Origin of the sequence: Sorangium sp. So ce693 (assembly GCF_051521375.1) — a bacterium.
In the GTDB taxonomy this organism is placed as follows: Bacteria; Myxococcota_A; Polyangia; order Polyangiales; family Polyangiaceae; genus Sorangium; species Sorangium atrum.
Window position 1 is genome coordinate 2,144,815 of the sequence record NZ_CP150347.1, and the last position, 17,473, is coordinate 2,162,287.

18 protein-coding genes are annotated in these 17,473 nt (G+C 71.1%); 9 read left to right on the top strand and 9 right to left on the bottom strand.

The window, feature by feature from the left end; translation table 11 throughout:
* Positions 1-801, top strand: coding sequence for a hypothetical protein (locus WMF14_RS08155; protein ID WP_272101121.1), 801 nt, complete (start codon positions 1-3; stop codon positions 799-801).
* On the top strand, positions 776-1,276 hold the full coding sequence (locus WMF14_RS08160) for a hypothetical protein (protein WP_437799799.1): 501 nt from the start codon (positions 776-778) through the stop codon (positions 1,274-1,276). Before WMF14_RS08155 ends, WMF14_RS08160 begins: the two co-directional genes overlap by 26 nt.
* A 19-nt stretch (positions 1,277-1,295) precedes the next feature.
* Here the strand turns inward: WMF14_RS08160 and WMF14_RS08165 are convergent, their stop codons facing one another.
* From WMF14_RS08165 to WMF14_RS08190, 6 genes are all read right to left on the bottom strand, one after another.
* On the bottom strand, positions 1,296-2,384 hold the full coding sequence (locus WMF14_RS08165) for an alpha/beta hydrolase (RefSeq protein ID WP_437799801.1): 1,089 nt from the start codon (positions 2,382-2,384) through the stop codon (positions 1,296-1,298).
* A gap of 127 nt (positions 2,385-2,511) precedes the next feature.
* On the bottom strand, positions 2,512-3,165 hold the full coding sequence (locus WMF14_RS08170; protein WP_437799803.1) for a YIP1 family protein: 654 nt from the start codon (positions 3,163-3,165) through the stop codon (positions 2,512-2,514).
* Positions 3,162-3,527, bottom strand: a complete 366-nt coding sequence (locus WMF14_RS08175; protein WP_272101125.1) for a DUF2089 domain-containing protein — start codon at positions 3,525-3,527, stop codon at positions 3,162-3,164. The genes WMF14_RS08170 and WMF14_RS08175 overlap by 4 nt, the downstream gene beginning before the upstream one ends.
* A gap of 197 nt (positions 3,528-3,724) precedes the next feature.
* Positions 3,725-4,882, bottom strand: a complete 1,158-nt coding sequence (locus tag WMF14_RS08180) for a polysaccharide lyase (RefSeq protein WP_437799805.1) — start codon at positions 4,880-4,882, stop codon at positions 3,725-3,727.
* Between the two features lie 131 nt (positions 4,883-5,013).
* A complete protein-coding gene (locus WMF14_RS08185) occupies positions 5,014-5,895 on the bottom strand; it encodes a galactose mutarotase (protein WP_437799808.1) in 882 nt (293 codons plus the stop codon).
* A 16-nt stretch (positions 5,896-5,911) separates the two neighbouring features.
* On the bottom strand, positions 5,912-6,202 hold the full coding sequence (locus WMF14_RS08190) for a hypothetical protein (protein ID WP_437799810.1): 291 nt from the start codon (positions 6,200-6,202) through the stop codon (positions 5,912-5,914).
* A 341-nt stretch (positions 6,203-6,543) separates the two neighbouring features.
* On the opposite strand from WMF14_RS08190, the gene WMF14_RS08195 reads away from it, so the two are divergent.
* A complete protein-coding gene (locus WMF14_RS08195; protein WP_437799812.1) occupies positions 6,544-7,248 on the top strand; it encodes a Uma2 family endonuclease in 705 nt (234 codons plus the stop codon).
* 81 nt (positions 7,249-7,329) lie between these two features.
* On the opposite strand, the gene WMF14_RS08200 is transcribed toward WMF14_RS08195, so the two are convergent.
* The gene (locus tag WMF14_RS08200; RefSeq protein WP_437799814.1) at positions 7,330-7,848 is read right to left on the bottom strand and encodes an LEA type 2 family protein; all 519 of its coding nucleotides are present in this window, start codon (positions 7,846-7,848) and stop codon (positions 7,330-7,332) included.
* A gap of 126 nt (positions 7,849-7,974) precedes the next feature.
* Here WMF14_RS08200 and WMF14_RS08205 point away from each other — a divergent pair, with 126 nt between their 5' ends.
* Positions 7,975-8,880, top strand: coding sequence for an alpha/beta fold hydrolase (locus WMF14_RS08205; RefSeq protein WP_437799816.1), 906 nt, complete (start codon positions 7,975-7,977; stop codon positions 8,878-8,880).
* A gap of 72 nt (positions 8,881-8,952) precedes the next feature.
* On the opposite strand, the gene blaOXA is transcribed toward WMF14_RS08205, so the two are convergent.
* Both blaOXA and WMF14_RS08215 read right to left on the bottom strand, forming a co-directional pair.
* Complete coding sequence (blaOXA, locus tag WMF14_RS08210) at positions 8,953-9,930, bottom strand: class D beta-lactamase (RefSeq protein ID WP_437799817.1); 978 nt, start codon at positions 9,928-9,930, stop codon at positions 8,953-8,955.
* 29 nt (positions 9,931-9,959) lie between these two features.
* Positions 9,960-11,912 carry a MutS family DNA mismatch repair protein gene (locus WMF14_RS08215; protein WP_437799819.1) on the bottom strand — a complete coding sequence of 651 codons (1,953 nt, stop codon included), beginning with the start codon at positions 11,910-11,912 and terminating at the stop codon, positions 9,960-9,962.
* 113 nt (positions 11,913-12,025) lie between these two features.
* Here WMF14_RS08215 and WMF14_RS08220 point away from each other — a divergent pair, with 113 nt between their 5' ends.
* The 5 genes from WMF14_RS08220 (at position 12,026) to WMF14_RS08240 (ending at position 17,231) form a co-directional block, all read left to right on the top strand.
* Positions 12,026-13,015, top strand: coding sequence for a transaldolase (locus WMF14_RS08220; protein ID WP_437799821.1), 990 nt, complete (start codon positions 12,026-12,028; stop codon positions 13,013-13,015).
* Positions 13,016-13,369: 354 nt separating this feature from the next.
* On the top strand, positions 13,370-14,134 hold the full coding sequence (locus WMF14_RS08225; RefSeq protein WP_272101134.1) for a class I SAM-dependent methyltransferase: 765 nt from the start codon (positions 13,370-13,372) through the stop codon (positions 14,132-14,134).
* An 11-nt stretch (positions 14,135-14,145) separates the two neighbouring features.
* Positions 14,146-14,994: a class I SAM-dependent methyltransferase gene (locus tag WMF14_RS08230; RefSeq protein WP_272101135.1), complete on the top strand. Its 849-nt coding sequence runs from the start codon at positions 14,146-14,148 to the stop codon at positions 14,992-14,994.
* Positions 14,987-16,042 (top strand): polysaccharide deacetylase family protein, encoded by a 1,056-nt coding sequence (locus WMF14_RS08235; RefSeq protein ID WP_437799823.1) that lies wholly within the window; start codon positions 14,987-14,989, stop codon positions 16,040-16,042. The genes WMF14_RS08230 and WMF14_RS08235 overlap by 8 nt, the downstream gene beginning before the upstream one ends.
* Positions 16,043-16,199: 157 nt before the next feature.
* A complete protein-coding gene (locus WMF14_RS08240) occupies positions 16,200-17,231 on the top strand; it encodes a hypothetical protein (protein ID WP_437799825.1) in 1,032 nt (343 codons plus the stop codon).
* The last annotated feature ends 242 nt before the right edge of the window (positions 17,232-17,473 follow it).

Below are 17,473 nucleotides of genomic sequence, written 5' to 3' on the forward strand. Positions count from 1 at the left end.
ATGAAAAGCACGATCAGCGCCATTCTTGCGTCTTGTTTGCTCCTCGGCGTCGCCTCCGAGGCCCGCGCCGACACCTGCGACACCGTGCGTGGGACCGATCCCGGGGTGATGACGAGCTTCTGGTGCACGCAGCCGTGGATCGACTTCTACTGGGATGCGTACGACTTCGACAAGGGGGACTGGGACGACGGCTTCGGCTGGGAGGCCGCGTGCGACCGGAGGCGGCCGCTGGCGCGCACGTTCCAGGCGATCGAGCTCCTCAACTATGCGTCGCCGAACGAGCCGCTCAAGACGAACGACTTCAACGGCAACATCCTGCGCTGGGGCGGCAACTACACGATTCGTGAGTTCGACGAGCTGGACGCGCGGTGCGGGGACGGGTCGAAGCGGGCGTACACGACCTGGGGCGGGTTCGATGACTATACGGAGCTCTACATCCCGTTCTTCTACAACGAGAACGTCGTGGAGCGCGCCGGGACGTTGATCCACGAGTCGCGGCACGCGGACTGGTGCGGACACAGCGGCAACGACGGCAGCAACAAATGCCCTGCCAAGAGCGAGTCCTGCGACGAGAAGTACCTGGATGGGTGCTCCGGGATCGGATCGCCCAGCGGGCGGGGCGCGGACGGCTACCAGGTCCTGTGGCTGTGGTGGTACGCTTTCGAGGCCGACGCGCAGCACAGCTCGTCGACGATGAAGGCCTTCGCGAGGGACGAGGCGAACCGGATCCTGAACACGATGTTCGACGTCAATCCCTGCTTCAACATCACGAGCAATGGCAGCAAGATCATCACGTGTTAGGAGGGCGGCGCTCGGCGCCTTCCTGTGGGGCGCGCTGTGCCTCGCGGGGTGCGCCGGGCACCCCGGCTCGGACATCCCGCCGGCGCCCTGGGCGCAGCTCGAGGTGAACAGCGGCGCAGGCGAGGAGACCGTCGTCTGGATCGAGCTGAGCGGCACGTTCGAGGGGCACCAGGGGAAGGCGGCGCTCCGCGGACAGCTCAGCGCCGAGCAGATCTCGGGTCTTCGAGGGCTGTTCCGGGACGAGCTGCTCGCGATCTACCGGAGCGACGCGCTGCCGACCGACGGCAGCGTCGACCTCGCGGGCACCGCCGAGCGGCCGATCTTCCGCGTCGTGGTGCGCGAGGAGAGCGACGCGATCCGGGCGGGCTCGGAGAAGCTCTCGGCGTATTTCGCCGAGGGGGCGCAGCGCGCCGAGACGACCGAGATGCTGCGGGAGGTCAAGGCGATCATCGCCGCGGCGACGCCGGCTCCCTAGCGCTGCCTCCGGGTCTGCGTCACTCCTCCCGGATCAGCGCCTCGATCGCCTCGAAGACGCGCGGCACGACGGGCAGGTTCGGATCGGTGTACGCCGCGGCCTGCGACTCGTTCGACAGCGTCGCCTCCTTGAGCGTGTGGCTCATTCCCTCGACGATGACGAGCGTCGCGTCCGGGCGCGCCTCGGCGAGCCGCTCCGCGTCCTCGACCTTGGTCTGGAGATCGGTCGTCCCTTGCAGGAGGAGGATCGGCGCCGTCACGGCCGCGAGCTCCACAGCGGGATCGTGCTTCATCCAGGAGATGATGAACGGCTGCACGCTCGGCCGAAACAGGCTCATGAACAGCCGGGTTTGCGGGATGTCGGCGACGGGCTCTCCGTCCTCGAGCTGGTCGAGGATCGCGTCTGCCTTCTCGCGATCCTCGTCCGGAAGGCCCTCGAGCTGCTCGCGCAGGACATCGCCGATGGGCCTGCCAGCGCCGGCGATCGAGACAAAGCCGTCGATCTCGGTCTCCCGGGCGAGCAGCATCCCGAGCAGCGAGCCCTCGCTGTGCCCCACCACCGTGATCGTCGCGAAGCGCCCGTCCTCGCGGAGCTTCTTCACCCACAGGCCGGCGTCGTCGGCGCCCATCTCGAAGAGCAGCTCCTGCTCCGTCCGGGGGGCCGCGGAGACGCTCGCGCCGATGCCGGCCTTGTCGTAGCGAATCGACGCGATGCCCCTGTCCCGGAGTCCATCCGCAAGGAGCCTGTACGTATCCGGCTCGATGTCCACGGCGAGCTGATTGCCGTCCCGGTCGGTCGGCCCCGACCCGGGGATGATCACGACGGCAGGGAACGGCCCGCACCCGGCTGGCACCACGAGCGTGCCAGACAGCGTGCCGCGCGCGTTCTCGACAGTGATCTTGGCGCTGGCCGCCTCCGGACACCCCGGCGCGTCCGGCGTCGTCGGCACCTCCGTGTCATCAGGGTGCGCGTCGCTCCCGCCGGCGGACGACGTGCGCTCTCCGGCGCCGCAGCCCGCGCCGAGGGGCGACCACGCGAGCGCGGCGACACACGAGACGGCGAGCGCGGCGCGGCGCGCCGGGACCACGAGATACGATCGAAATGACATGACGAGCCCTCCGAGGATGAGAGAGAGGTGCAGCGCCGCCCGGGGCGCACCGGTGCGCCCTCGCGATCGCGCGAGCACCGCAGAGCGCGCCGCGCGAGCCGGGCGGCGCGCCGGGGAGATCGATGGCTCAGCCGAGGTGCGCGAGCGCGACCTTCGAGAGGATCTCCGACAGGAGCACGAGGCCGATGAGCCCTGCGATCAGAGGCGCGCCGCGCAGGCCGGAGGCGTTCCTGAAGCCTAGAACCAGGAGCGTCAAGGACCACACGAGGCACACTGTTCCGACAGCGGCGATGACGACCAGCTCGGGCGTGAGCGCGGGCGCGCCCGCCGGCAGCCGCGGGGCGAGCAGGCCGAGCGCGACGGCGGCGAGCGCGATCGGCGCGCGCGACAGCCCGATCACGCCGAGAAAATCGATGAGCCGCACGCGGCGCCGCAGGAGCCGCGCATACGTCCAGAAGAGCAGGGCGGGCAACGGCCACGCGACGACCTGCTCGAGGAGCGCCGTCCGGTACGGGATGACGGCAGGCGCCGCGTGCAGGTCGAGGAAGCCGTCGAAGCGAACTCCGAGCCTCGTGAGGGCGACGTTCAGCGCGGCGACGGCGAGCCCCGCCGCGGCGGCGGCTCCCCCGCCGAAGCGCTCGAACGGGTTCAGCGCGAGCCGCCATCCGCGCTGGGGAGGCCGCGGCGACATCGTGGCCAGCAGCCGCTCGCCTTCCGCGGGGTTGATGACGTTGTCGCGCACGAGCGCGCGCACTCTCTCGTCGGGCGTGGTCATCATCATAATCCCACCTTGCGCAGAGCCTCCTCGGCCTCCTTCGCGGAGAGCCGCCCCTTCTCGAGCGCATCCAGGATCTCGTGCCGGCGCCGCGCGACGCCCTGCTCCAGCGCATCGAGCCGGCCGATGATCTCGTCGAGCCGATTTCGCACGGTCGGATAGCTGATCTGAAGGACCTGAGCCATCGCCTTCAGGCTGCCTGACGAGCGCACGAACGCGGTCACGAAGGCGAGATCGTCCGGCGACAGCTGGAGCAGCGCGGGGATCTCGAACTGGCCGTCCAGGTTGGTTCCACAGCTCTGGCAGCCGAGCCGCGTCGCGCGCAGCTCCCCATCACAGCTAGGGCATCTGACGACAAATCTTGCCACGGGATGAGCTTAATATCCTCACCGAGGTCAATATTGTCAATGTTGAGTTGATGAAAATTGATCCGAAAATCAATTTTGTTTAAGAGCCGCCCCTGTCATGTGTTCGGCGCGGCTTTGGCCCGCCCGGGGCGCTGCGGCTCGCGCCGCTCGCGACGGCTCAGCGCCGCTCGCGACGGCTCAGCGCCGCTCGCGACGGCTCAGCGCCGCTCGCGCCGCCGCGCGAACGCGAGCGCCGCGATGAGGCCGAGGCCGGCGAGGGCCATGGGCGCGGGGGCCGCGGGCGAGCCGGCGGCGCGGCAGCTGCAGCCGCCGTCGTCGCCCTCGTCGGCCTCCACCTCGTCCGTGCCGCCGCTCGCCGCGCTGGTGGAGCCGGCGCCGGAAGCGGCGGAGGAGGAGCTCGAAGCGCTGGGGCCGGGGGCCACGTCGCCGCCCGCGCCGTCGCTGCCGCCCGTGGCGTCGCCGCCCGCGCCCACGGTGCTCCCGGCGCCGCCGGAGCCGCCTTCGCCGCCGGCGCCGCCGGAGGCGTCCGCGCCGCCCGCGCCGCCTTCCCCGGAGGAGGGCAGCGCGGGGCGGACGTCGTCGAGGGTGTCCCCCTCCACCGCGTCATCGAGGACGATGACGGGGCTGTCCGTGAACTCGGACGGGTTGCGCAGCAGGCCGATCTGCGTGAAGTGCGCGTTGTTGTCGGCGAGCGTCTGCGCCTTCCCTCCGGTGACGACCTGCTTGCCGTCGAACCACACGTCGACGGAGCCCTGGCTCGGGTTCGTCGACCACCGGATGTGCAGCGCGATGCGGTGCCACACGCCGGGCGTCACCGCGCCGTCCGCCTCCCAGTGCACCTTGTTGTCGGGCTTGCGGGTGGCGAAGCTGATGTGCTGTCCGACGACCTCGAACGACATCATCTGGTTGTAGCTATTTTCGGACTCCCAGTATCCGATCTGCGTCGGCGGGTCGGCCGCGAGCGCCTCGGGGAGATAGAAGCTCCAGGCGAAGTAGGTCTGGGCGCCCTCGGCCGTGCGCCCGCCGGCCGGCTTGTGGTTCAGCTCGACGCGCTTGATGCCGTTCGACCACCTCGCGTCGTTGGTGAGCTGGACCTTCCCGGCCCTCGTGCCCTGAAGGACAGGCGACGTCACCACGGAGATGTGCTCGCCGTTCAGGGTCGTGTTCCACTGGTTCAGATTGCCCGTCTCGAAGTCTCCGGTCCAGACCGGCGCCGCGGAGGCGCCCGCGGTGAGCGTCGTCGCCAGCGCGGCTGCGGCCAGGGTGGAGAGCGAGCGGCGAGGTCGCCGCCCGAGGAGCGCTCGGGAGCGGGCAAGCAGGGATCGATGTGCGGTAAGGAGATCGGTAGAAGTCATGGCGGGATTCGACGCGTTTTCCGGCCGGCAGTCAACCGAGAAGCCGCGCCTCGCCGCCGACGCAGCGCGGCTCCTCGGTCTCTCCAGCGCGTCCTCCAGCGCGTTGCGAGGGGAGCGCGGCCGTCATCGGTTCAGGCGGAGAGCTCGATCCAGAGCGCCCGAGTCTCGTTCGGCCGGAGGTGGATGAGGCGCTCTCCGGTGTTGAGGGCGTCGCCGGGGCAGGTCCACGGCTCGAGGCAGACGAAGTCCTTGCCTTGCAAGGTCCACACGACCCAGTGGGTGAACTCTGGCGAGCCGCGGACGGCGATGCGCGCCCCGGGGGTGCCCTCGATCGACAGCGAGCTCTCCGTGGAGCCGTGGTCGAGCAGGTGGAGGTCGACCTCGGGCCGGGTCAGGTCGAAGCCGGAGAACGGCGCTTCCCGCTTCGTGGTGTTGTCGAACGCGCGCGTCGCCCGCGTCTCGATCGAGGTCCGGGCCTTGTCCGCCTGGGAGACGGCGAAGTAGGGGTGAAACCCGGCGCCGAAGGGCATCGGCGGGGCGCCTGCACCGGTCTCGTTGGTGATGCGCAGATCGATGCGGAGCGCCCTGCCGAGCAGCGTGTAAGTGAACTCGGCGCGGAAATCCCAGGGGTACTGGGCGCGCGTCGCCTCGCTCGACCGGAGGACGAGGCGCGCGTACGCGCCGCCCGACTCGAGGGTGCCATGGTCGTCGAGCGACCACGGCAGGGTGCGGGCGAAGCCGTGCTGGCGCATCTGGCCCGCTGCTCCGGCGGCGGACCAGGCGTCGCCGGCGAGCTTGCCCGGGGAGGGGAAGAGCACGGGGTTGCCGCCGCGCACGTTGGCGCTGCGATCCTCGAAGGTGGCGCGATCGAGGTAGAGCAGCTCGCGCCCGCCGAGGGCCAGCTCCGTCAGGATGCCGCCGCGCGCCGGCGCCAGCACGGCCCGGCTCGCCGAGCCGCCGTCGACGAGCTCCACCGTGGGGATCGCGCCTTCGATTTGCTTCACGCTGAACATGACACCTCCGGTCTCTTCAGTTGCTTTGCAGCCACTCGAGCAGCCCGACGATCAGCGCGAGCGCCGCGATGGGCAGCGCGATCCACCCGAGGACCGTCGCCCAGCCGCGGCGGAGGGAGCGGCCGCCGCGATCCTCGCACGCGAGGCAGATCGCCCAGACGCGCGCGCCGCCCTCCGTGAGCACGCAGCAGTCGCCGCACACGGGTGCGCCGCAGCGCGCGCACGGCCCCGCCGCCTCGGCGCCGCAGCGCGTGCAGCGCGCGACGGCCCCGCCGCCGCCGTCGTGGAAGATCAGGCCGCCGGACATGGGGCTGCGCCCTTCGGCGGCGGAGACGAGCGCGTCGATGACCGCGGGCGCGCGCGAACGGGGGGCTCCTCGTGGACGGGCACGGACGTCTACTCCGCCGCGATTCTGCAAGCTTTGGGGGCTCGAGACAACGCTGGAGAGACCGCAGGGCGGGCCGGGCCCTCATCACGATCCCGGCACGGCGGCGCGTCGTCCCGCGCAAGTCGAGCGAGCCGCGCAAACCGAGCGAGCCGCGGAAGCCGAGGGCGCCCCTCTGCCGCGGCCCGCCGCGCGCGAGCGCGCTGTCCGCCTTCACGGCTGCGGCCTCCCGGGAACCCGGTAAGATCGCGCCGAGGAAGCCCATGCCGTACGCCAGCGAGACCTCGCTCGTCCCGATCCCGCCGCCCGGAGAGGACGAACTCCCCCACGACGACGGTGAGCCCCTGGAGAGCGATCGCCACCGCAAACAGATGCTGCTGCTGATCGAGTCGCTGGACCTCTTCTGGAAGGATCGCGACGACGTTTACGTCAGCGGCAACATGGCGATTTATTTCAGCGAGCTCCAGACCATCAAGAACGACCTCCGTGGGCCGGACGTCTTCGTGGTGCTCGACACGGTACGCCGAGACAGGAAGTCCTGGGTCGTGTGGCAAGAGAACGGCAGGACGCCCGATGTGGTGATCGAGCTCCTCTCGGAGAGCACGGAGTCGATCGACCGCGGCGAGAAGATGCGCATCTATGCGAAGGTGCTGCGCGTGCCGGAGTACTTTCTGTTCGATCCGATGAAGAACACCCTGGAAGGATATCTGCTCGACATCGCCTCTCGCGCCTACGAGCCGATGGCCTTGAACGCGGAGGGCGAGCTGGCAAGCCAGCAGCTCGGTCTGCGCCTCGGTGTGCGGGATGGCTTGTACCTGGGCAGCAAAGGGAGATGGCTCCGGTGGCTCGACGCCGCGGGACGCGTGCTTCCGACGGCGGAGGAGCAGGCCCGAGCGGCGGAGGAGCGGTCCCAGGCGCTCGCGGAGAAGCTTGCAGCTTACGAGAAGCGCTTCGGACCGCTCACGTGAGGTCCACTCACGCGAGGTCGGCCCGATCGAGAGGCTTCGGCGATCATGCGGGGCCTCGCTCAGGGCAGCCCGCGGCCGCCCTCAGCGCAGGCCGGGGAGGGGCAGGCCCGGGAGCGAGTTGCCGATCGCCGTGACGAGCTGCTCGTGCGTGATCGTCCCCGCGAGGCGGAACGGCACATCCACGTTGAGCGTCTCCCCGCCGATCGCGACGGTGCCGCTCACCTGGTACGGGATACCCCGGCTCTGCGCCCCCAGCGCGGCGATGCTCGTGAGGTCCTTCCACTTCACCGAGAGCGGCGCCTCGATGCGGGTCCATTTCTTCGCGGGCAGATCGAGCGGCGTGAGCGCTGTGACGGTGCCGACGTCGTACTTGCCGTCGAGCAGCACGTTCGCCTTCATCGAGCGCGTCGAGAGATCGATGCTGTTCGGGTTGTACGCCTGGATCTGGACCCGCAGCTCGATGCCCTGGGCGGTGACGGCGGTCACCGCCGCGAGCTCGGGCTTGAGCGTCGGCGGCTCGGGGCGCGAGCACGCGATCAGGGTCACGGCGGCGGCGAGGAGGGGCGATCGCACGGCGGGAGATGTGGCGCGGATCTCCATGGAGCTCAACGGAAATCGGGCGCGCCCCCCGGCCCTCGTCCGCGGCCCGCCGAGCGCTCGACAGGCCGCGCGCGCGCCCGTGCTTCCGCCCCCGCGGGAACCCTTTCGATCTGCTATGCCCGGCGCATGGGCATCCTCCCGCTCGCCGAACGCCTCGCCAAGAAGGCGCTGAACAGGTCCGGGGTGCAGAGCCGCTGGGTCGACACGTCGGTCTGCCGGCTGCACCTCTACGATGCTCCGGGCACGGGCCCGCTCCCGACGGTGGTCCTGCTCCACGGCATCGGCTCCTCGGCGCTCCCGTACGCGCCGGTGCTGCAGCGACTCCGGCGGCGCGCCCGCCGCGTCATCGCCGCGGAGTCGCCGGGGCACGGATGGAGCGCGGCGCCGGCGTCGGCGTTCACGCCGGAGTGCCTCGCCACCGCGATGCACGAGCTGCTCGACCGCGAGCTCGACGAGCCCGCGATCGTCGTCGGCAACTCCCTCGGCGGCGCGGTCGCGGTGAGCTACGCGCTGAGCTCGCCCGGCCGCGTGCGCGCGCTGGTGCTCGCGTCGCCCGCCGGCGCCGGCATGGAGCAGGCTGAGCTGGCCGAGCTCCTCGCGGTGTTCAACCTGCGATCGCGGGCCGACGCCCACGCGTTCTTCGCGCGCCTCTACCACCGCGTCCCGTGGTTCACCCCCCTCATCGCAGGCGACGTCGTGCGGACGTTCTCGTGCGAGACCATCCTCTCCTTCAGGCGCTCGGCGCGGTGCGACCACGCGTTCACGCCGGAGCAGCTGGGCGCGCTCTCGATGCCGATCCTGCTGATCTGGGGCCGCTCGGACCGCCTGATGCCGAGCGCCAACCTCGAATACTACCGGCGGCACCTCCCTCCGCACGCGGAGATCGAGGAGCCCGAAGGCATCGGGCACTGCCCGCAGGTCGACGACCCGCGCCGCTTCGCCGAGCGGATCGCGGCGTTCGCGTGGGCGGCGCGCTCCACGGCGTCACCTGGCGTCGCGCCGCTGCCCCCGAGCGCAGCGCCGGCGGCATAGGGGACGGCGCCGGCGCCGGGAGAGGCGCCGGCCGCGTAGGAGGCGGCGCCGGCGCCGGGAGAGGCGCCGGCGTCAGGCGTCTTCGGGGAGCGCGCCGTGCCGCTTGAGCAGGGCGCGGGTCAGGCTGCGGCGCAGCGGCATGATGCGCTCGCCGTCGCTGCCTGTGCCGAGGAGCACGGTCGCGAAGAAGTAGGTGTCTGCCCCGCGCTCGACGTAGCCGACCAGCCAGCCGGTGCTCGATCGCTCGTCCATCTCCATCCCCGTCTTGCCGCGCAGCGTGTAGGCCGGCGTCTGCTCCAGCACGAGGATCCGCTTCACGATGTCCAGGCTCCGCGCGGAGCAAGGCAGCGCGCCGGCGTGGAGCCGCCGCAGGAAATCGATCTGCTCGTGCGGGGAGATGCGGAGCCCCCCGGTCAGCCAGAACTGGTCGATGCCCCCCGAGATGTCGCGGTTGCCGTAGCCGAGCGCGTCCAGGTGCGCCTGCATGCGCTCGGCCCCGATCCGGCGCGCGACCTCCTGGTAGAACCAGACGACCGAGTGCTTCATCGCCGACGCGAGATCGTGATCGCGGTTCCAGTCGGGCACGCGGCGCTGCACCCCGTCCCACCGCAGCGTGAAGCGCTCGTCCGGGATGACCCCGGTCTCCAGGCCGATGATCGTGTTCGGGATCTTGAAGGTCGAGGCGGGCACGTACCGCGCCGCCGCGCGGTCGGGGTTCACGACGCGGGTGACGCCCCGCGCGGCGTCGAACAGGACGAACGCGCCGTCCACGCCCTCCGCGCGGAGGAGCGCCGCCCCGCCCTCGTCGATCTCGGTCCGCGTCGCGGCCGGCGCGCTCGCTCCCGGCGCGCTCGCTCCCGGCGCGCTCGCTCCCGGCGCCGCTGCCGGCGGGGCCGCCCCGCCGCTCGCCGGCGGGGGAGGTGGCGGCGGTGGCGGCGCCGTGGCGCAGGCGCTCGCTGTCGCGACGAGCGCGAGGAGCGCGCAGGAGAGCAAGGGACGCGCCGAGACGAGGGCGCGGCGCGAGAGGCATCCAGGGAGCAGAGAAAGCATGGCGTCCTCAACGCGGGCGGGGGCCGCGCTCATTCCCGCGCCGCTGCCGCGGCCGGAGCGCTCGCTCCCGGCGCCGCGGTCGCCGCCGCCGCCGTCCGCTCCCCCTCCGAGAAGTCGACGTCGATCCCGACGATCTTCATGAGCCGCAGCGCGTTCGCGCTCGTCACCACGCCGGGCTTCAGCTTGTAATCGAAGGTCATCCTGTCCTCGACCACGAGCTCCTCGAAGTGCATGTTGCGCACCCGCCCCGCGGTCTCCTGCTCCAGCACGGCGAGCCCCATGTCGTGGGACGACACCGCGCCGATGGCGCCCTGCGCGACGAGGTGCCGCACGACCGCCCTCGCCCCGATCTGGCGCTCCCGCGCGTTCGTGCCGTGGAGGATCTCGTCGAGCAGGAACAGCACCCGCTCGCCGCCGTTCGCGCCGTCGACGACGCGCTTCAGGCGGGTCAGCTCGGCGTAGAAGTGCGAGACGCCGTGCTCGAGCGAGTCCTTGATCCGCATGCTCGTCCGCACGCGGACCGGCGACAGCGACAGCGACGACGCGCAGACCGGCGCGCCCGCGAGGGCGAGGGCGGCGTTCACCCCGACGGCGCGCAGCAGCGTGCTCTTGCCCGACATGTTGGACCCCGTCACGAGCAGCGCGGCGCCCGCGCCCTCCAGCGAGACGTCGTTCGTCACCCGCCGGTCGCGCGGGAGGAGCGGGTGGCCGAGCCCCGCCGCCGTGAAGCGCGGCTCGCCGTCCTTCACGTCGGGGTACGCGTAGTCGGGGTTCTCGTGCGCGAACGTCGCGAGGCTCGCGAGCGCCTCCATGTGCCCGAGCGCCCGCATCCACGCCTTCACGTGCCGGCCTGCGCGCAGCTTCCACCGCTCCAGCGCGAGCGCGCACCACACGTCCCAGAGCAGGAAGAGGTCGGCGAGGATGTGGATGAGCCCGCTGTGGCGCAGGTCCGAGTAGCCGACCCGGGTCTCGAGCGCCGTCATCTCCCGCGAGGCGAGCACGCCCGAGGGCCCGGCGAGCTCGGCCTTGAGCTCGCGGAGCAGCGCCGACGAGAACGCCTGCTCCTCGATGCGGGCGAGCAGCGGCCGGTACCGCGCGAACGGCGCCTCGCGCGACGAGGCCGCGGCGAGGATGGGCTCGAACGCCGGCCGCAGCAGGACCAGCACGAGGACCTGCGCGGCCAGCGGCAGGAGGAACGCGTGGCGGAGCAGCCCGAGCTGCTCCGCGGGGATGAACCGCGGCGCCGCGAGCAGCGCCAGCGTCAGCGGCACGAGCACCTTCGCCGCGGTCAGGAGCGCGCTCACCGGCAGGCCGCCGGAGCGCGCCTCCGGGCCGAGCAGCGTCGGGGGCGCCTCGGCCCACGCGATGAGCGGGCCGGCCTCGCGCCCGCGCGCCCCCGCCTGCATGCCCACCACCGCGAGATCCTCCCGGAACGCCCCGAGGCCGGCGAGCTCGCGCACCGCCTCCTGCCGCGCCGCCACGGCGGGCGCCGGGGCGGGCTCCGCGAGGAAGGCCGCGAGCGTGGCCTCGCCCTCGCCCGTCTGGGCCACGTCGAGCAGCTGGAACAGCGACGCCTGCCCGAACACGTCGAGATCGCCCGCATAATCGTGGTCCGGCGCGGCGAAGCGATCGCCGCGCTCCGGGAAATCGGCGAAATCGCCGGCGACCCGCCGCTTCCCGCGCACGTAGAGGCCGATGCGCTGCTCGAGCTCCGTCATCCGGGTGACGAGGCGCGCGTGCGCCACGAGCAGCCCGAGGAACACCGCGGTCACCGCCCCGGCGGCGTACGCGACCCACCGCGGCACATCGCCGAAGAGCGCGTACCCCCCGGCCACGGCCGCCGCCACGAACGAGATCCCGCGCAGCAGCGAGAACGTCTTCGATCGGCGATCGAGCGCGCTGGCCTCGGCGCGCAGGACCGAGAGGCGGTCATCGTAGGCGGACAGGACGCGCTGCGCGACGGCGTTGGGGGGCGGCTCCACGGGGCCCTCTCCATAGGCCACCGCCGGCCGTGCATCCAGCCGGAGGGGGGTCCTCACACGAAGGCCACGAAAGCTTTGAAGCGTCCTGGCTGGCTGCTCGTACAATGGCGCCCATGGACCAGAACCTGCTGGAGCGCCTCAAGGCGTACACCGTCGTCGTCGCGGACACCGGCGACATCAACTCGATCGAGAAATTCCGCCCCCAGGACGCGACGACGAACCCGTCGCTCATCACCGCGGCGGCCCAGATGCCCGAGTACGCCGACATCGTGAGCGGCGCGCTCGCCTGGGGCCAGAAGGAGGCCGGCCGGGGCAAGGAGCCGGGCGACGTCGTGAGCCTCGCGTTCGACCGGCTCGCCGTCGACTTCGGCCTGCGCATCCTGAAGATCATCCCCGGCCGCGTCTCGACCGAGGTCGACGCGCGCCTCTCCTTCGACACCCAGGCGACCATCGAGAAGGGCCGGAGCATCGTGCGCCTCTACGAGGAGGCCGGCGTCTCGCGCGAGCGCGTCCTCATCAAGATCGCCTCGACGTGGGAGGGCATCCGCGCGGCGGAGGTCCTCGAGAAGGAGGGCATCCACTGCAACCTCACGCTGCTCTTCGGGCTGCACCAGGCGATCGCGTGCGCCGAGGCCGGCGTGACGCTCATCTCGCCGTTCGTCGGGCGCATCCTCGACTGGTACCTGAAGGACACCGGCCGCACGAGCTACGCGCCGGCCGAGGACCCCGGCGTCGTCTCGGTCACGAAGATCTACAACTACTACAAGAAGCACGGCTACAAGACCGAGGTGATGGGCGCGAGCTTCCGCAACCTCGACGAGATCAAGGAGCTCGCCGGCTGCGACCTCCTGACGATCTCGCCGAAGCTGCTCTCGGAGCTCTCCTCCGCGCGCGGCGACCTGCCGAGGAAGCTCGACCCCGACGCGGCGCGCGCCCTGCAGATCGCGAAGATCCCGATGGATGAGGCGGCGTTCCGCGCCATGCACACCGCCGACCGGATGGCGAGCGACAAGCTGAGCGAGGGCATCGACGGCTTCGCGAAGGCGCTCGCCTCGCTCGAGGTCCTGCTCCGCGAGCGCCTCCAGAAGGGGGCCGCCTCCTAGCGCTGGCGACGCGCGACCGCTGCGCGCGGGGTGGAGCTCCGGGGAGCGGGCCCGGGCGGCCCCGCGCAGGCGCGGCGACCCCGCGCCGCGTGGGTGCGCCTGCGTGCGCCTGCGCTGAGGAACGTCGAGGAACGTCGAGGAACGTCGAGGAACGTCGAGGAACGTTGAAGAGCGGAGGCGCGGGAAGAAGGCGGAGGGCCGGCTTGCATGTGAGCCGCCCGGTCCTCTAGGATTCGTCAAACTGGAAGAATCTCGGGCAGCATTCGATCGCCCGCGCCGCGCGTGGTCGACTGCGGTTCTCCGGGAGGCTCCTCGTGGAGCCGCCCTTTTCGCGATGGCATCGAGGAGGCGACGTTGAAGCTCACGTCACAGGAGTACTGGGAGAACCACTGGAAGGGCTACATCGGCACCGACGATCTGGGTGGCGGCTGCGAGATCTACGACGACGTCGCTCCCTTCCTGCCGCGCGGGGAGGGGTTGTCGTTCTTCGAGATCGGCTGCGCGCCAGGCCGTATCCTGGTCGACTTCTGTGGGCGCCTGGGGTTCACGGCGTACGGCCTGGATTACGCCTGCGACCCGGAGGTCGTCGAGCAGGAGATCCGGAAGCGGGGCATCAAGGTCGGCAAGATCGAGAAGGGGGACTTCTTCAGCTGGAAGCCCCAGCAGAAGTTCGATATCGTTGCTTCCTTCGGGTTCATCGAGCACTTCGATGACGCGGCGGCGGTGATGGATCGGCACTTCGAGCTGGTGAAGCCGGGAGGCACCGTGGTCGTGGGCATGCCGAACTTCGCCGGCGGGCAGAGGGCGCTCCACTGGCTGCTCGATCGCAAGAACCTGAAAGGCCACAACACCCGCATCATGAATCTGCCGTTCCTGGAGGCCGCCGCCCGCCGCAATGGCGCCGAGATCGTCCAGGCCCGATACACCGGCGGCCACTTCGATTTCTGGCTGGACGATGAGGCGCCGCTCCTGGCGCGGCGCGCCGTCTGGAAGCTCGTCGGGCCCCTCAAGGCGATCGCGCGCCGGGTGGTCCCCGGCGAGACGAACCCCTGGTTCTCGCCCTTCCTGTTCGCCATCTACCGGGCGCCCCTGCTGCCCGCAGGGACAGCCGACGCTTGATCCTTTCCCCGATGAGCGAGCCGAGCCAGAGCGTCGCCACCCCGCCGGCTGTCCGAGACGCAGACGCCGATCGCCGCTTCCGCGAGTGCGCGCGGCGCCACGGCTGGGATCCCGACGACCCGTGGGTCGGGGGGTATGCCACGTGGGAGTGGCGGCGCAGCCGCCACGCCTACGACGACCTCTTCACGTCGGTCCGCGGCAAGAAGGTGCTCGAGTTCGGCTGCCACTTCGGTGGGACGGCGATCGTGCTCGCGACCCTGGGCGCCGACGTGACCGCGCTCGATATCGATCCCATGTACGTCGAGCTGGCGCAGCTGAACGCCGAGCGCCACGGGTTGTCGGACAAGATCCGCGTTCATCACGTCCCCGACACGACCGCGATGCCGTTCGCCGACGGCGAGTTCGAGCTCGTCTCCTGCAACAGCGTGCTCGAGTACGTCCCGCCTGAGCGCCTGCCGATCGTCCAGCGCGAGATCGATCGGGTGCTCGGGCCGTGGGGGTTCATCGTCATCCTGGGCACGAGCAACCGCCTGTGGCCGGTCGAGTGCCACAGCGGCCGCGCCCTGATCAATTATGTGCCTCGGCTGCTGCGCCCGCTGTTCCCGGGCAGGTCGGTCTACAGCGTATTTCCCTGGCAGCTCCGGCGCGGGTTCGGCGATTATGTCGACATCTCGCAGCAGGATCGGGGCCGGCTGATCGTCGACCTGAAGGCCAAGATGGGGCTGTCGGGGCCGCGGCGCATGGCCTTCTCGGCAGCGAATCGGCTGCTCGGCCCGCTCGGGATGCACGTGGGCTTCGTGTCCCCGACGATCACGATGGTTCTTCAGAAGCGTGGCGAGGGAGGAGCTGGCGATGGCTGACGGGAGGACGCGGGTATACATCACCGTGGACGTGGAGTGCGCCGAGGAGCGCATCCTGGGCGATACCAAGTCTCCCGCGATGGGCTACGATCTCCGGATCTGGGGCCGCTTCGTCAACCAGCGCGACCCCCTCGGGATCGAGCTCATCATGCGCGAGCTCGAGGCGTACGGCCAGCGCGGGACGTTCTTCGTCGAGGCCATCGGCTCGTACAGCTTCGGGATGGAGGGGCTGACGAGCGTGTGCCAGGCGCTCCACAGCCGCGGCCACGATGTGCAGCTGCACGTGCACCCCGTGCAGCGGCGCGCGGACTGGCACACCCGGGGCGAGCCCCGGATCTCCGACGACATCGCCGACTACCCGGTCGAGGAGCAGACGCGGCTCCTCCTGGAGGGGCGCGACCTGCTCGTGCGCGCGGGCGTCCCGGCGAGCGAGCTGCTCGGCTACCGCGCCGGCAATTTCGGCGCGAACAACGACACCTGGCAGGCGATGAAGCGGGCGGGGCTCGTGCTCAGCAGCAACTACAACCCCTGCTACTTCAGCAAGAACTGCAAGATGCAGTATCCGGGCGCGCGGCTCGGCCTCTTCGAGACGCCCGAGCCCGGGGTGTACGAGCTGCCGGTCACGAACTTCATCGAGCCCACGAAGCGCTTCAGGCACCTTCAGATCACGGCGGTGACGCTCGACGAGATCAAGCACTGCCTCCTCCGCTACCGCGCCCTCGGGGTGAAGGAGGTCACGCTGGTTACGCACTCGTTCGAGTTCTATTTCCTCGACTCGGCGGAGGCGCGCCGCGGCTTCCCGAACCGGCTGAACGTCGAGCGGCTCCGCGGGCTCTGCCGCTTCCTCGACGAGAACTCGAAGGACTTCGAGGTCGACACCGTGGGCGCCCTCGCGCGCCGGCTCTCGGACGCGGCGTCTTCCACGCACGGCGTCGACGAGGTCGCGCCGCCCTCGCTGCAGTTCCCCCACTCCAACCCGATCCACCACGCCCGCCGCGTCGTCGAGCAGGCGTACAAGCGCGTGGCGCAGCGGTTCACGTTCGGCTAGCTCCGTCGGCCAGGGGCCAGGGGCGGCCGGGCTCCTGCGCCGCCGCGCGGCGCGCGGTGCGTCGTCGAACGCTCAGCCGGCGCTCGTGCCCCTGCTGCCCTCCACGCTCGCGAGCGCCGTCGGCGATCGCGCGCCGCCGCGGTGCTAAGTAGCGCCTATGCGGCTCATCGGACAGATCCACGTTTCGCTCAAGGGCAGCATCATCCAGCGCAACCCCACCGTCTGGGAGAAGCTGAAGCGCAGCTTCGGCGCCACGGTGGATCTCGACACCGATCGTGTGCGCGTCGAGCTCGAGGCCACCGCCGTGGTCGATCAGGTGCGGCGGGCGCTCGTCCAGCTCGGGGTCACGAACGCCCTCTCGCTCGTCATCGATGACACCGTCATCTTCCAGGACACCGACGGGAAGCCGGACGATCTTCCCGATCTCGTGCTCGCGCTGTCCGAGCATTCCGCCGTGTTCGGGCGCGGCTTCAGCGAGCTCAGGTTCGCCGCCGAGCACGAGGAAGCAGGGCTGCACCTCGTCATCGAGACGCGGGCGCGCACCGAGCACGCCGACGACGAGCCGTCGGGGCTCGTCTCCATCGGCGGGCGCCTGCGGGACCTCGAGCCGAGAGCCGGCGAGTCCGGGGAGGACTACCGCCGCCGCGTCGAGCCCCTGGCGAAGGATCCGGCGCTGTTCGAGGCGGCGCGGCTGCAGTTCGAGTCCTTCGTCGGTCGGGTCGAGGGCGCCCTCAAGGCCACGATGCCCGAGGCGCGCGTGGAGCATCACCACGCCGACGCGCGCGTCGTGCACGCGCCGGCGGCCGACGGCGCGGGCGACGCCGCGGGCGCCGAGCGGCCTCCCGTGAGCCCCACGCACCCGGGCTATGACCCGTTCGTCGTCTATTACCCACCCAGCCCGCTCGGGATGATGCTGGACGTGATGCTCATCACCTCGTTCATGCACATGCTCACGCCTCCAAACGTCCTCCTCGTGAACCCGGCGGGCACGATGCTCGGCACAGCGCAGGAGGCCGCCGAGAATCCTGACCTCTTGAACGACGCGGATCGCGGCGGCGACGACCTCTCGGCGGGCGACGAGGGGGATGGGGCGGATGACGGCGAGCCGTGGGGCGATGACGGCGACGGGGTCGATGACGGCGGCGGGTTCGATGACGGCGGCGGGTTCGACGGCGATTTCGGCGATTGAGCCGCTCGCGCCGGGCCGCGGCGAGGCGCCGCGGCTGGGCCTCGCGCGTCCGTCGCGCGTCTGTTGCGCGTAGGTTCCGGCGCGCGCAGCGCGCCAGCGCGCCCGCGACGCGCTGACCTCGCGGTCGAGCGGGCTCGTCCGGCCATGGACGACGACTGGCGATCATGGTACGTCGCGCTACGGCCGTGACCGGCGCTGGCATGAGCATTTATCGCGCTGGCGTGCTGAAGGTCGCGCGCGCC